At 67.8% G+C, this 12,808-nt stretch carries 13 protein-coding genes; 6 read left to right on the top strand and 7 right to left on the bottom strand.

Annotation, left to right across the window (positions count from 1 at the left end):
• The first annotated feature begins 55 nt into the window (after nucleotides 1–55).
• Complete coding sequence (locus KVG96_RS05900; protein ID WP_217891194.1) at nucleotides 56–871, top strand: alpha/beta fold hydrolase; 816 nt, start codon at nucleotides 56–58, stop codon at nucleotides 869–871.
• A 180-nt stretch (nucleotides 872–1,051) separates the two neighbouring features.
• Here the strand turns inward: KVG96_RS05900 and dsbG are convergent, their stop codons facing one another.
• The 3 genes from dsbG to dsbD are packed head-to-tail and all read right to left on the bottom strand — an operon-like array spanning nucleotide 1,052 to nucleotide 4,406.
• On the bottom strand, nucleotides 1,052–1,822 hold the full coding sequence (gene dsbG / locus KVG96_RS05905) for a thiol:disulfide interchange protein DsbG (protein WP_217891195.1): 771 nt from the start codon (nucleotides 1,820–1,822) through the stop codon (nucleotides 1,052–1,054).
• Nucleotides 1,798–2,673 (bottom strand): TlpA family protein disulfide reductase, encoded by an 876-nt coding sequence (locus KVG96_RS05910; protein ID WP_085577923.1) that lies wholly within the window; start codon nucleotides 2,671–2,673, stop codon nucleotides 1,798–1,800. Before KVG96_RS05910 ends, dsbG begins: the two co-directional genes overlap by 25 nt.
• Nucleotides 2,673–4,406: a protein-disulfide reductase DsbD gene (gene dsbD / locus KVG96_RS05915; RefSeq protein WP_217891196.1), complete on the bottom strand. Its 1,734-nt coding sequence runs from the start codon at nucleotides 4,404–4,406 to the stop codon at nucleotides 2,673–2,675. The genes KVG96_RS05910 and dsbD overlap by 1 nt, the downstream gene beginning before the upstream one ends.
• A gap of 153 nt (nucleotides 4,407–4,559) precedes the next feature.
• Here dsbD and KVG96_RS05920 point away from each other — a divergent pair, with 153 nt between their 5' ends.
• The 5 genes from KVG96_RS05920 (at nucleotide 4,560) to KVG96_RS05940 (ending at nucleotide 9,055) form a co-directional block, all read left to right on the top strand.
• Nucleotides 4,560–5,240, top strand: coding sequence for a response regulator (locus tag KVG96_RS05920; RefSeq protein WP_217891197.1), 681 nt, complete (start codon nucleotides 4,560–4,562; stop codon nucleotides 5,238–5,240).
• Nucleotides 5,240–6,562: an ATP-binding protein gene (locus KVG96_RS05925; RefSeq protein ID WP_217891198.1), complete on the top strand. Its 1,323-nt coding sequence runs from the start codon at nucleotides 5,240–5,242 to the stop codon at nucleotides 6,560–6,562. Before KVG96_RS05920 ends, KVG96_RS05925 begins: the two co-directional genes overlap by 1 nt.
• 144 nt (nucleotides 6,563–6,706) lie before the next feature.
• Complete coding sequence (locus KVG96_RS05930) at nucleotides 6,707–7,192, top strand: GNAT family N-acetyltransferase (protein ID WP_217891199.1); 486 nt, start codon at nucleotides 6,707–6,709, stop codon at nucleotides 7,190–7,192.
• Nucleotides 7,193–7,334: 142 nt separating this feature from the next.
• The gene (locus tag KVG96_RS05935; protein ID WP_217891200.1) at nucleotides 7,335–8,747 is read left to right on the top strand and encodes an aspartate aminotransferase family protein; all 1,413 of its coding nucleotides are present in this window, start codon (nucleotides 7,335–7,337) and stop codon (nucleotides 8,745–8,747) included.
• An 83-nt stretch (nucleotides 8,748–8,830) separates the two neighbouring features.
• A complete protein-coding gene (locus tag KVG96_RS05940; protein ID WP_085577917.1) occupies nucleotides 8,831–9,055 on the top strand; it encodes an MbtH family protein in 225 nt (74 codons plus the stop codon).
• 171 nt (nucleotides 9,056–9,226) lie between these two features.
• On the opposite strand, the gene KVG96_RS05945 is transcribed toward KVG96_RS05940, so the two are convergent.
• Genes KVG96_RS05945 through KVG96_RS05960 form a run of 4 tightly spaced genes read right to left on the bottom strand, consistent with a single transcriptional unit; the run spans nucleotide 9,227 to nucleotide 12,782 of the window.
• Nucleotides 9,227–10,132 (bottom strand): metal ABC transporter substrate-binding protein, encoded by a 906-nt coding sequence (locus KVG96_RS05945; RefSeq protein WP_217891201.1) that lies wholly within the window; start codon nucleotides 10,130–10,132, stop codon nucleotides 9,227–9,229.
• Nucleotides 10,133–11,032 (bottom strand): metal ABC transporter permease, encoded by a 900-nt coding sequence (locus KVG96_RS05950; RefSeq protein WP_217891202.1) that lies wholly within the window; start codon nucleotides 11,030–11,032, stop codon nucleotides 10,133–10,135.
• The gene (locus KVG96_RS05955) at nucleotides 11,029–11,856 is read right to left on the bottom strand and encodes a metal ABC transporter ATP-binding protein (protein WP_225927218.1); all 828 of its coding nucleotides are present in this window, start codon (nucleotides 11,854–11,856) and stop codon (nucleotides 11,029–11,031) included. The genes KVG96_RS05950 and KVG96_RS05955 overlap by 4 nt, the downstream gene beginning before the upstream one ends.
• A complete protein-coding gene (locus KVG96_RS05960; RefSeq protein ID WP_085577913.1) occupies nucleotides 11,853–12,782 on the bottom strand; it encodes a metal ABC transporter substrate-binding protein in 930 nt (309 codons plus the stop codon). Before KVG96_RS05960 ends, KVG96_RS05955 begins: the two co-directional genes overlap by 4 nt.
• Nucleotides 12,783–12,808 lie beyond the last annotated feature (26 nt).

Raw genomic sequence — 12,808 nt, forward strand, 5'->3', positions numbered from 1 at the left:
GACAACGAACCGGCAGCTCAGTCTGCCGGTTCTCTTTTTCTCGCGGAGGTGATGGATGCCCTTTTTCACGGTGGACGGACAAGCGCTGCACTACACGGATCAAGGCTCGGGCCCGGCGGTGCTGCTGGCCGGCAGCTACCTGTGGGACGAGGCCATGTGGGCGCCGCAGATCGCCGCGCTGTCGCCGCACTACCGGGTGATCGCATTGGACCTGTGGGGCCACGGCGGGTCCGGGCGCTTGCCCGAAGGCACCGCGTCGCTGGACGACATCGCCCGCCAGGCCCTGGCGTTGCTCGATCACCTGGACATCGACCGGGTCACCCTCGTCGGCCTGTCGGTGGGCGGCATGTGGGGCGTGCGCCTGGCGCTGTCGGCGCCGCAGCGGCTCAACGGGCTGGTGCTGATGGACACCTACGTCGGCGTCGAGCCGGAGGCGACCCGTCAGTACTACTTCTCCCTGTTCAAGCAGATCGAAGAGAGCGGCGCGATTTCCGAGCAACTGCTGGACATCGTCGTGCCGATCTTCTTCCGCCCGGGCATCGACCGCCAGTCGCCGCTGTACCGGGACTTTCGCGCGAAACTGGCGGGCTACTCGCCGCAGCGCCTGCGCGAAAGCATCGTGCCGATGGGGCGCATCACCTTCGGGCGTAATGATTTGCTGCCGCGTCTCGGGGAACTGGATGCAGCGACCACGCTGGTGGTGTGCGGCGACCAGGACAAACCGCGTCCGCCGTCGGAGGCACAGGAAATGGCGGAGCTGATCGGCTGCCCGTGTGTGCTGGTGCCGGAGGCGGGACACATCTCCAACCTTGAGAACCCGGCGTTCGTGACCGAAGTGCTGTTCACGTTCCTCAGCGAGCGCAACCGCTAGGCCGGTTTCAAACCTGTAGGAGCTTGCCTGCAAGCGATGAGGCCGGCACATCCAGCATCACCGTTGCCTGACCCACCGCCATCGCCAGCGGGCTGGCTCCCGCAGGGATCTCGGGTGAACGCAGAGCTGTGTTCACCGCAGAACAATGTGGGAGCAGCGCTGCCCGCGAAGACCCCGGCGTTACCTGGGCCCCAGGATCTTCGCCAGTTTGTCCGGCGCCGGCGCCCCCTGCTGTTGCTGCAGGTCGCCCTTGTCGTCCATGTAGAAGATCGCCGGGGTGGCCTGCAATTCCAGCTCGTCCATCAGTTGCATGTTCGCTTCCAGTTTGGCCTGCACCGCCGCCGGCACTTCCTTCAGCGCCTTGAGCGAGCTGCCCTTGCCGGCCTTTTCGTGGTCTTCCAGGGCCTTGGCCGGATCCTTGGCCGCCAGCAACGCGGCGGATTTGCCCGGGCTGTCCTCGCGGATGATGCCGACCATGATGTGGCGCAGTTGCACCTTGCCGGCCTTGACCCAGGGGCGGGCCTGCTCCCAGAACATGTTGCAGTACGGGCAGTTCGGGTCGCTGAACAGGTACACGGTGCGCGGGGCGTCCTTGTTGCCGTCCTGAATCCAGTTGCTCGCCTCGAACTTGCCCCAGATCTCCTTGGCCATCGGCGCGTAGACCAGCTTCTGCAACGGCTCGCTGCTCAGGTCATTGCCCTCGGCGTCGTACAGGTTGCCCAGCAGCACGTGCTTGCCGTCGGGCGTCAGGTACAGCGCCATGCCACGGTTCTGGTACTGCGCCGCATAGCCGCGCAGGCCGTCCGGGGCATCGAAGCGGCCGACGATCTTCGCGCCCTTGGCTTCGATCTTCTTGATCGCGTCGGGCAGTTCTTCAGCGGCCTGCACGGACGGCAGATGCAGCAGGGCAGCGCCCAGGGTCAGCGTCAGCAGGTGGCGGAGGCGGGGCATGGCAGTTTCCTTGCAGAGGTGGCCGGTGCGGCGTTCGGGTTCGAATCGGGGGTGTCGAAGTTTTCCAGGGCGCGGGCCAGGCTGGCGTTCGACAGCTCGCCTAGGTGGCTGCCCAGCAGGCGCCCGTCCGGACTGTAGAACAAGGTGGTCGGCAAGGCCATGGAACCCACGGCCTGACCCAGGCGCCCGCTGCGGTCGAACAAGACGTTGTTCAGGCTCAGGCCCTGGGTCTCAAGAAAGGTGGCCACGCTCTGCATGCTCTCGGCCTGGTTGACGAACAGGAACGTCAGGTCCGGGCGTTGCTGCTGGGCGTTCTCCAGCACCGGCATTTCCCGCCGGCACGGCGGGCACCAGGTGGCCCACAGGTTGATCACCAGCGGCCCGCCCCGGTAGTCGGTCAGTTCCACGGTTTCCCCGGCGGCGTTGCGCAGGGTGATCTGCGGCAGGCGCGTGCCTTGTTCATAGATGCCCAGCGCCAGGGTCGCCAGCAGCCAGAAGCCCACGCCGCTGGCCACGCCGAAGCCCAGCGGACGGCGCAGGCCCGGCCGGCGCCAGCCGCGGTACAGCGCGGCGAGCAGCAGCGCGATCACGCCCGGCCAGGCGAGGAAGCCGCCGTCGCGCAGGTCGATGATCTGCCAGGGATCGCTGCGGTAATGGCCCCAGTACACGGCCACGAACGCGATGCGCGCCGCCAGCAGGCCGAGCAGGAACAGGCTGAACAGCGCCGACTCGGGATTGTCCCCGCCACGCTTGGCCACCCGCCAGCCGACGAACGTCGCCAGCGCCAATGCACTGATCAGCAGCAGGTGGTTGAGCGCGATGGCAAAGGTGCCGAGGGTGAAGGTCAGCATTAACGGGCGTCTCGGGTGATGGTCCAGTGTTGCAGGAAGGCGTCGGCGCTCATCTCGCCGGTGATGCGCCGGCCGCGCCGCTCTTCGCCGTCGGCGCCGATCCACACGAAACTCGGCGGCCCCGGCACTTTGTAGCGGCCGAGCAGTTCACGGCTGGCGGCATTGTCGGCGGTGACGTCGATCCGGAGCAAGCGCACATCGCTCAGCGCCTGCATCACCCGCGCCTGGCCGAACACCTGCTTTTCCATGACCTTGCACGACACGCACCAGTCGGCGTAGTAGTCGAGCATCACCCACTGGCCCCGGGCCTTCGCCGCATCCAGCTCACGGGCCAGGGCGGCGGAATCCTTGATCGTGGTGAACGCCTCATGGCCGTCGGCTGCCGCTGCGCCGGCGCGTGCGGCGCTGTAGACCTGCAAGGGGCGGTACGGATCGTCGCTGCCGCCGGCCGCTCCCACCACCAGCAGGCTGCCCCACAGGCCCAGCAGCAGCGAACTTGCACCGAACACATGGGCGACGCGGCCGAAGCCCTCGGATTGTTTCCAGGCGCTGTACGCGGCGATCAGCAGCAGGGCGCCGCACAGGCCCAGCCACAGCACGGGATCCAGCACAGGGCGCAGCATCAGCAGCGCGGTGGCGAGGAACAGGAAACCGAACACGCCTTTGAGCAGGTTCATCCAGGCGCCGGGCTTTGGCAGGAAGCGGTTGCCCACCGTCACCAGCACCAGCAGCGGCACACCGATGCCGATGCCGAGCGCGAACAGGATCAGCCCGCCGTGCACGGCGTTGCCGCTCTGGGCGATGTAGAGCAGGGCGCCGGCCAGCGGAGCGGTCATGCACGGGCCGACCAGCAGGCCGGACAGCGCCCCCAGCACCCCGGCGCCGACCAGGCTGCCGCCGGTGCGGCTGCGCGAGGCGTGCTCCAGGCGGTCGCGCAACGCCACCGGCAATTGCAGCTCGAAGAACCCGAACATCGGCAGCGCCAGCACCACGAAAATCGCCGCGAAAGCCCCCAGCAGCCAGGGGTTCTGCAACCACGCCTGCAGGTTGGCGCCCAGCGAAGCCGCCACCACGCCCATCGCCGCGTAGACCAGCGCCATGCAGACCACATAACTGCCGGCCAGGGCAAAACCGCGTCGCGGGGTGGCGCCGCTGCCGACGATCATGCCCGCCAGGATCGGCAGCATCGGCAGCGAACACGGGGTGAACGCCAGCAGCAGCCCGAGGCCGAAGAACACCAGCAGGCTCCAGCCCAGCGCCCGTTGCTGCAAGCCGCTGGCCAGGGCCTGATCCGGCGCCTCAGTGCCCGTGGTAGGCGTTGCCTGACCGCCAAGGTCGATGACCCGGGTCTGCGGCGGATAGCACAGGCCGGCGTCGGCGCAGCCTTGGTAACTGACCTTGACTTGACCGCTGGCGCCGGCCGGGATCTTCAGTTCCAGGCCCTGGCGGTACACCGGTTGCTCACCGAAAAACTCGTCGCTGTGGGACTCGCCCTCCGGCAGGGCCGGCTGCCGGTCGGCGCTCAGGCCATCGAATTTCAGACGTTTCTGATACAGGTAATAGCCGTCGGCGATTTGCCAGAACAGCTGGGTTTCGCCGGATTCCAGGCGTTCGGACGTCAGCACGAACGCCTTGTCCACCGGCAGGAATTCGGGCTTGGCGTCGAACGGATTGTTGCCGGCCTGGGCCAGCGTGGAGATCAGCAACGCAAAAAAGAGAAAGAAGTGACGCATGGAGAAGCCTTGTCCCTGTGCAATTGAGGTGCACAGTGGCGCGCGGCGATTAACCGATGATTAACCGCCGCGCCCTTGTCGCTGCGGCGTTCGGGGCATAATGTCGGCTTAATCGGCCGGCGGCCTAATCTGCCTTTTTCTACGGGATCCACCATGCACGTACTGGTTTGCGAAGACGACGAGTTGATCGCCAGCGGCATCGTCGCGGGGCTGACGGCCCAGGGCCTGACCGTCGAGCACGTCAGCACCGCCTCCAAGGCGCGGGCGATGCTCAAGGTCGCGGAATTCGACGTGATGGTGCTGGATCTCGGCCTGCCCGACGAAGACGGCCTCAAGCTGTTGCAGCAGTTGCGCCAGCAGGGCCTGGAGATTCCGGTGCTGATCCTCACCGCGCGGGATTCGGTCACCGACCGGGTCGACGGCCTGCAGGCCGGCGCCGACGATTACCTGCTCAAGCCGTTCGACCTGCGCGAACTGTTCGCCCGCCTGCAGACCCTGTTGCGGCGGGTGGCGGGGCGCAGCGTCAACCTGATCGAGCACGGCGCGCTGACCTACGACCCGAGCAGCCGCGAAACCACCCTCGCGGGGCGGCCGGTGGATCTGTCGCGGCGCGAGCAGTCGCTGTTGCAGGCCCTGCTGCACAACCGTGGCCGGGTGCTCTCCACCGAACAGTTGAAGGACAGCGTCTACGGATTCAACGACGAGCTGGAAAGCAACGCGCTCAACGTGCACATCCACCACCTGCGCAGCAAGCTGGGCAAAGGCATTGTGGAGACCGTGCGCGGCCTGGGCTACCGCCTGGGCCCGGCCGACGGCGGAGATTCCGACAAGTGATGAGCCTGCGCCTGCGCCTGAGCCTGACCCTCGGCGCCGCCTTCGCGCTGATCTGGGCCCTGGCCGCCGCCTGGATGCTCAGCGACCTGCGCAACCAGATGATGTTCTCCCTCGACCAGCGCCTGGTGGCGTCGGCGCGGATGGTCGCGGGGCTGCTGGAGCAGTTGCCGGCGTTGCCGGGCAAGGGCGAGGGCACCCATTTCAGCGCCGAGCAACTGAACATCCCTGGCGGCATGGCCTGCCAGGTCAGCTCGCTGCGCGGCGAGATCCTCGCCCGCAGCCACAACAACCCGGAACAGGCGCTGGAAGCCGAGAAAATGGGTTTCCACGACCAGATGATCGACGGCGCGCCGTGGCGCACCTTCACCCTGGCCCGGGGCGACGTGCGGATCACCACGGCGGACCGGGTGATCGAGCGCGAGGCCCTGAACATGTCGATCCTGCTGGCGGCCTCGGTGCCGGTGGGCGTGGCGCTGCTAGGCTGCCTGTGCCTGCTGTGGCTGGGGATCGGCCAGGGGCTGACGCCGCTCAACCGCCTGCGCGAAGCCTTGATGCGGCGCAACGCCGATTCGCTGGAACCGCTGCAGATCCAGGCGTTCCCCAGCGAGCTGAAACCGCTGCTCGAAACCCAGAACCAGCTGTTCCTGCGCATCGGCAAGACCATCGAGCGCGAACGCCGGCTGACCGGCGACGCCGCCCATGAGCTGCGCAGCCCGCTGACGGCGATCAAGACCCACCTGCAAGTGGCGCGCATGACCGAAGGCAACGCCCGCGACCAGTCCCTGGCCCGGGCCGAGGAGGGTGCCGACCGGCTGCACCGCACCCTTGAGCAACTGCTGTTGCTCGCCCGGGTGGAGGGCAGCCTGTCGTTCGATGACGGCGTGCAGTGCAGCGCCGAGCAAGTGGCGAAACTGGCGATCCAGGATTCGGCCAGCGACCAGCGCCAGCGGATCCGGCTGCACTTGCCGGAGCGCTTGTCGGCCGCGCCGCTGCAGATGCCGGCGGTGCTGTCGATCGCGGCCCTGCGCAACCTGCTCGACAATGCCCTGCGCCACACCCCGGCGGACGGCCCGGTGGAACTGAGCCTGGAAACCAGCGGCAACCGCGTGCGTTTCGTGGTGCGCGACCACGGCCCCGGCATCGCCCCGGACGACCTGCAGCACCTGACCCAGCGCTTCTGGCGCAACGGCCAGAGCACCGGCTGCGGCCTGGGGCTGGCGATCGTCCAGGCGATCGTCCAGCGCTGCGCCTGCACCCTGCATTTCGACAGCCGCCCCGACGGCCTGCGCGTCGAGCTGACCATGCCGCTGCAACCGGCCTGAACCGGACGGGCACCTCGCCAGCAGGTCGGCTGCGCAAGGTGTCGCGCCGGGCACATCAAATGTAACGCCTGCGCATTGGCGATCCGCCCGCCGCACCGCTATCGTCCTGCTCAGCCTGACTCAACGGACTGAGGAAACCGCGACATGGACGCCTCCATCTACATCTGCCCGGCCACCCCCCGCGATGCCGGCGTGATCAGCCGCATCGTCGAGCGCTCGATCCGGGTCGGTTGCGCCCTCGACCACCGCAACGACGCGCAATTGGTCGACCACTGGATCCGTCGGCAATCGCCCGAACACATCCGCGCCTGGCTCGCCGACCCCGAGCGCTACCTGAACCTCGCACTGCTGCGGGACAAGCCGGTCGGGGTCGGCATGGCGGTGGCCAGCGGCGACGTCACCTTGTGCCACGTGCAGCCGGAGTGGTTCCGCCGCGGGGCCGGGCGGGCGCTGATGGGGGATCTCGAAGGCTGGCTGCGGATCCGCGGCACGCCCCGCGCGACGCTGCGCAGCACCCGTGCCGGCGAAGCCTTCTACCGGCGCCTGGGCTACCGCGAGTCGGCGCCGCGCCAGCTCCATCACGGTGTGCAGGCGCTGCCCATGCACAAGCGGCTGCCGTTGTCGGCCTGATCGTCGATCAAGGGTGTAAATCCTCGACGCGCTTAAGCGTTTCCAGAACAGGAAAACCTGCATGTGCGCTCCGCGACCGGAACGCGCACCTGCGTGGTGTGCAGTTTTGGTCACTATCCATAGCGCATTGAGGGGTCGAGAGATGTCAGTCGCCACCAGCCAAATCGAAACATCGCCGGCCGAAACCGGCCATGAACCGGCGGAAACGCTGTACCAGTTCAACGAGTCGCCGCTGCTGGCCCGCCAGAGCCGCCAGGAGTCCAACGCCCGCAGTTACCCGCGGCGCATTCCCCTGGCGCTCAAGCGCGCCAAGGGCCTGTATGTCGAAGACGTCGAAGGCCGTCGCTTCATCGACTGCCTGGCCGGTGCCGGCACGCTGGCGCTGGGGCACAACCACCCGGTGGTGATCGAGGCGATCCGGCAGGTGCTGGCCGATGAGCTGCCGCTGCACACCCTCGACCTGACCACCCCGGTCAAGGACCGGTTCGTCCAGGATCTGTTCGGCCTGTTGCCGCAGGCGTTGGCCGCGGAAGCGAAAATCCAGTTCTGCGGCCCGACCGGCACCGACGCCGTGGAAGCCGCGCTGAAACTGGCGCGCACCGCCACCGGGCGCAGCACCGTGCTGTCGTTCGCCGGCGGTTACCACGGCATGAGCCAGGGCGCGTTGAGCCTGATGGGGAGCCTGGGGCCGAAACGCCCGCTGGGCGCGCTGCTCAGCAACGGCGTGCAGTTCATGCCGTTCCCGTACGACTACCGCTGCCCGTTCGGCCTCGGCGGCGCCGCAGGGGTGAAAGCCAACCTCAGCTACCTGGAGAACCTGCTCAACGACCCCGAGGCCGGCGTGCAGTTGCCGGCGGCGGTGATCGTCGAGGCGGTGCAGGGCGAGGGCGGGGTGATTCCGGCGGACATCGAGTGGCTGCGCGGCCTGCGCCGCATCACCGAGAAGGCCGGCGTGGCGCTGATCGTCGACGAGATCCAGAGCGGTTTCGCCCGCACCGGCAAGATGTTCGCCTTCGAGCACGCCGGCATCGTGCCGGACGTGGTGGTGCTGTCCAAGGCCATCGGCGGCAGCCTGCCGCTGGCGGTGGTGGTCTACCGCGAGTGGCTCGACAAATGGCAGCCGGGGGCGCACGCCGGTACGTTCCGCGGCAACCAGATGGCGATGGCCGCGGGGTCTGCGGTCATGCGTTACCTGGTCGAACACAAGGTCTGCGAGCATGCCGCCGCCATGGGCGAGCGCCTGAGCGAGCATTTGCGCCTGCTGCAGCGGGATTTCCCGCAACTGGGCGACATTCGCGGCCGCGGCCTGATGCTCGGGGTCGAACTGGTCGATCCGCAGGGTGCGCCGGACGCCTTGGGCCATCCGCCGGCCTTCGCTCGGCTGGCGCCGCTGGTGCAGCGCGAATGCCTCAAGCGCGGCCTGATCCTGGAGTTGGGCGGCCGCCATGGCGCGGTGGTGCGGTTCCTGCCGCCGCTGGTGATCACCGCAGCGGAAATCGACCGCGTCGCCGAGATCTTCGGCCGTGCCTTGGCCGCCGCGACCGCGGCTCTGTAAATTTTTCGCGGCGCCGAACGTTCCTTCTACATACCCGGCTGCACCGCTCGTGCAGCCCACCCTTACAGCGATGGAGACACAGCATGACGTCAGTATTCGACCGCGAGGACATCCTCTTTCAGGTCGTGGTCAACCACGAAGAGCAGTACTCGATCTGGCCGGACTACAAGGCCGTGCCGCAAGGCTGGCGCACCGTGGGCAAAAGCGGCATGAAGAAAGAGTGCCTGGCCTACATCGAAGAGGTCTGGACCGACATGCGTCCGCTGAGCCTGCGCCAGAAGATGGAAGCGCAAGCGGCTGCCCAGTAAGCCGTCGGCCAAAGAAAAACCCGCTGGACCGGTGACGGTCGGCGGGTTTTTTCTTGCCTGCGGTTTTTGTCAGGACCGGTAGGGCCTCATCGCCAGCAGAGTTCTGCATGTCCCTGACCCTTGTGGGAGCCAGCCTGCTGGCGATGAACGATGACACGGTTGCGGATGAGGTTACGTGCCGCTCAAACCCTTGAGCAGCAGGTCCACATTGCCCTCCAGCTCGGCCACCGGATCCGCCCCGTCGGTGCCCAGCACCACGAGTCGGCTGCCGGCGTCGGCAATCGCCGCCTTCAGCGCCGGGGAAGGCTCGCGGTGATGCAGCACCACCGCCACGTCGTTGTCCTTCAGGGTGGCGGTGAGCCGTTTCAGGTCCTCGGGCGTCCACTCGGCGTCCGGCCGTGGATCCTGGCCGGCCAGTTCCAGGTTGAGGCTGCCGATCAGGTACCCGAAATGGTCGCTCAGGCTCATCACGCTCAGGTTGTCGGCGCTCGCCAGCCGCGCCTCGGTGTCGGCGTTGAGCTTGAGCAGGCGCTGTTTCAGCGCCGCCAGGTTGGCCTCGATCTTCGGCTTGTCCTGCGGCGCCAGGCGCACCAGGTCCGCCGCCATCACATCGGCCATGCGCCCCATGTTGTTGCCCGCCAGCCACGGTTGGCTGTTCAGGCCGTCGACCTTGAGGCCCGGCTGCACGGCGATGCCGGGCAGGGCGCCGTCCACGGGCCGGGCGGCATCGACCTCGACGATGCGGATGTTGCTGCGCCGGGCCATCGGGTACAGCGGATCATCGACCCACAACGAGCGCACGCCGATCACCGCATCGGCACCGGTCGCCAGCTTGCTCAGCGCCGGAGCGCCGCGACCGCTGAAGTAGGCGGTCTGGCGGCTGCCCGGCAGGTTGGCCGGCGCCGCGCGTTCCAGGCTGACGGCCGTGCCTTTGAGCAGCGTTTCGCCCAGGCCGTAGGTGATCGGCAGCGAGGCCAGCACCCGCAGCGGCCTGGCGCCGTCGGCGGCCAGAACGGAAGTGGAGACCGCGCCGCACAGGGCGAGGGCCAGGGTCAGTCGTCGCAATGCAAAAGTCATTTATCCGAGGTTCCCTTTCAGGCTGGGGACGATGCCGCGCGCGACGGCGGCGAGGGCGAAGGCAAGGCCGGCGACCAGGATGATCGCGGCGCCGGACGGCACCGGCAGGTCGAACACGATGGGCGCCAGGATCCCGCACAGGGTGCTGACGGTGGCGATCAGCACCGAGCACCAGAAGAAGCCCTTGAGCGACTGGCTCAGCAGGCGCGCGGCCGCGGCCGGGATCACCAGCAGGGCGCCGACCAGGATCGCGCCGATGACCTTCACCGCCGCGACGGTGATCAGGGTCACCAGGATCACGAACAGGTAGTCCAGCGCCTTGACCGCCACCCCGCGCACCGCAGCCAGTTGCGGATTGAAGCTGGCGAGCATGATCCGGTTGTACAGCGGCAGGGCCAGGGCCATCACCAGCGAACCGACGATGGCCAGCACCAGCAGGTCGTTGCCGTTGACCGTCAGCACCGAGCCGAACAGGACGTTCTCGAGGATGTGCACGTTGATCTTGCCGGCCAGGATCAGCAGCAGGCTGGCGCCGAGGGCCAGGGACACCGACAGAAACACGCCGATCAGGGTGTCCGGCGCCAGGCCGGTGCGGTTGCGCAGGTAATTGAGCAGGATGCCGAACAGCAGGCAGTAGCCGAACAGGCTGCCGTAAGGGCCGGTGTAGGGCTCGCCGAGCAGGATGCCGATGGCCACGCCGGTCAGCGCCGCGTGGCCGACCGCTTCGGAGAAGAACGCAAAGCGCTTGACCACCACCAGGGTGCCGAGGCCGCCGAGCACCGGGCCGATCAGCAGGCCGGCGAGCAGCGCATTGACCACAAAACCATAGGCCAGCGCCTCCGGCAGGTAACCGGACGAGGCCCAGCCCTGGACCATCAGCCGAAAGGCTTCGTAACTCATCGCGCAGCGCTCCGTGGGTGGGTCGAGAACAGGGTCAGCAGGCGTTCCGGGGTCAGGGCCTGTTGCGGCGGGGCGTCGAACAGCACGCGGCGGCTGAGGCCGGTGACGTGATCGGCCAGGCGGCCGACCGCTTCCAGGTCGTGCTCGATCCACAGCACGGTGATGCCGACGGCGCGCCAGTCGCCGAGCAGGCGTTCGAACACCTGGATCCCGGCTTCGTCCAGCGCCGACATCGGTTCGTCGAGCACCAGCAGCTGCGGTGCCGGGATCAGGCCCTGGGCCAGCAGCACCCGCTGGCGTTCGCCGCCGGACAACGCGCCCATCCGGCGCTTGCGCTTGTCCTGCATGCCGACCCGCTCCAGCGCATCGCCGATGGCCCCGGCGTAGTGCCGGCTCAGGCCAAGGAACGCCGGGCGGCGCTGGCACATGGCGGCCATGAAGTCATCGACGGTCATCGGCAGGCCCCGGTCGAACTCCAGCGCCTGCGGCACGTAGCCGATGGTGCCGGGCTCGCCCGGCCACTGCAGGGTGAGCCGGCCCTGGTGGGGCATCTGGCCGAGCAGGGTCTTGATCAGCGAACTCTTGCCGCCGCCGTTGGGGCCGACCAGCGCGTGCACGCTGCCGGGACGCACCGTGAAGGTGACGTTGTCCAGGATCGTCGTGCGCCCGAGCGTCAGGTTCACTTCGCTGAAATTCAGGGTCGGCCCCAGTGGAACCGGGGTTGCTCGCGAAAGCGCAGGATCGGTCGGCGTCACCGCTGGATGACTCGCCGCCTTCGCGGGCACGCCTGTTCCCACAGGGGATTCGATGTCTGTCGAACTCATGCGCCGGACTCCTGGATCGCCCGCACCACGGTGTTGAGGTTGCCGGCCATTTCCTTTTCGTACTTGTCGGCGGTGTATTCGCCGTAGGAAATGTGCGACAGCGGATAGAGCTTCACGCCGGATTCGCGCTGGATGGTGTCGACGTAGGTGGACGGGAAGTCCATCTCGGAGAAGATCACCTTCACGTCCAGCTCACGCAACTGGTCGATGGTCTTCTTCAGCTGGCTCGGGCTCGGCTCGATGCCGTGGGCCGGTTCGACCACGGCGGTGACCTCCAGGCCGAATTCGCGCAGCAGGTAGTCGTAGGCCGCATGCACAGTGGCCACCCGCAGTTCGGCGTTGGGCGCCTGGGTCAGCTTGGCCAGGGCGTCGGCGCGCATCTGCCGCAGGCGCTTGCCGTAGGCGCGGGCGTTCTGGGTGTAGGCCTTGGCGTTGTCCGGGTCGAGCTTGCCCAGTTCCCGGGCGATGTTGTTGACCTGGGCGATGGAGGCGCTGACCGACAGGAACGTGTGCGGGTTGACCACCTTGCCGGCACCGCGTGCGGCGACGCCGGTGGCGGCCAGCAGCGGTACGTTTTCGTTGGCTTCGATGGTCTTGATGTCCGGGGTTTCGCTGGCGGCGATCATGCGGTCGGCGAAGTCGTCATGGCCTACGCCGTTGAGCACGATCACGTCCAGCCCGCTGATGCGCTTGATGTCTTCGGCGCGGGGTTCGTAGGCATGCGGGTTGAAGCCGGCGGGAATCAGCGGCACCACGTCGGCCTTGTCGCCGACGATGTTGGCCACATAGCTGTAGTACGGGTGCAGGGTGATGCCGATGCGCAGGCGCTTGGCCGGGTCGGCGCTGGCCAGCGGGCTCAGCAGGCAGGCGCACAGGCCGGCCAGCAGCAGGCGCAGGAAGGGGCGGCGGGCAGAGGAAATGGACATGGGCAAGCGGTCTTCCGTGGAATGGA

The sequence above is a fragment of the Pseudomonas ekonensis genome (assembly GCF_019145435.1).
Taxonomy (GTDB): Bacteria; Pseudomonadota; Gammaproteobacteria; order Pseudomonadales; family Pseudomonadaceae; genus Aquipseudomonas; species Aquipseudomonas ekonensis.

Bases quoted from the DNA above. Each gene is read 5' to 3' on its own strand.
- KVG96_RS05920 (WP_217891197.1), top strand. From the start codon at position 4,560: ATGCACGTACTGGTTTGCGAAGACGACGAGTTGATCGCCAGCGGCATC.
- KVG96_RS05940 (WP_085577917.1), top strand. From the start codon at position 8,831: ATGACGTCAGTATTCGACCGCGAGGACATCCTCTTTCAGGTCGTGGTC.
- KVG96_RS05930 (WP_217891199.1), top strand. From the start codon at position 6,707: ATGGACGCCTCCATCTACATCTGCCCGGCCACCCCCCGCGATGCCGGC.
- dsbD (WP_217891196.1), bottom strand. From the start codon at position 4,406: ATGCGTCACTTCTTTCTCTTTTTTGCGTTGCTGATCTCCACGCTGGCC.
- KVG96_RS05925 (WP_217891198.1), top strand. From the start codon at position 5,240: ATGAGCCTGCGCCTGCGCCTGAGCCTGACCCTCGGCGCCGCCTTCGCG.
- KVG96_RS05910 (WP_085577923.1), bottom strand. From the start codon at position 2,673: ATGCTGACCTTCACCCTCGGCACCTTTGCCATCGCGCTCAACCACCTG.
- KVG96_RS05935 (WP_217891200.1), top strand. From the start codon at position 7,335: ATGTCAGTCGCCACCAGCCAAATCGAAACATCGCCGGCCGAAACCGGC.
- dsbG (WP_217891195.1), bottom strand. From the start codon at position 1,822: ATGCCCCGCCTCCGCCACCTGCTGACGCTGACCCTGGGCGCTGCCCTG.
- KVG96_RS05950 (WP_217891202.1), bottom strand. From the start codon at position 11,032: ATGAGTTACGAAGCCTTTCGGCTGATGGTCCAGGGCTGGGCCTCGTCC.
- KVG96_RS05945 (WP_217891201.1), bottom strand. From the start codon at position 10,132: ATGACTTTTGCATTGCGACGACTGACCCTGGCCCTCGCCCTGTGCGGC.
- KVG96_RS05960 (WP_085577913.1), bottom strand. From the start codon at position 12,782: ATGTCCATTTCCTCTGCCCGCCGCCCCTTCCTGCGCCTGCTGCTGGCC.
- KVG96_RS05900 (WP_217891194.1), top strand. From the start codon at position 56: ATGCCCTTTTTCACGGTGGACGGACAAGCGCTGCACTACACGGATCAA.
- KVG96_RS05955 (WP_225927218.1), bottom strand. From the start codon at position 11,856: ATGAGTTCGACAGACATCGAATCCCCTGTGGGAACAGGCGTGCCCGCG.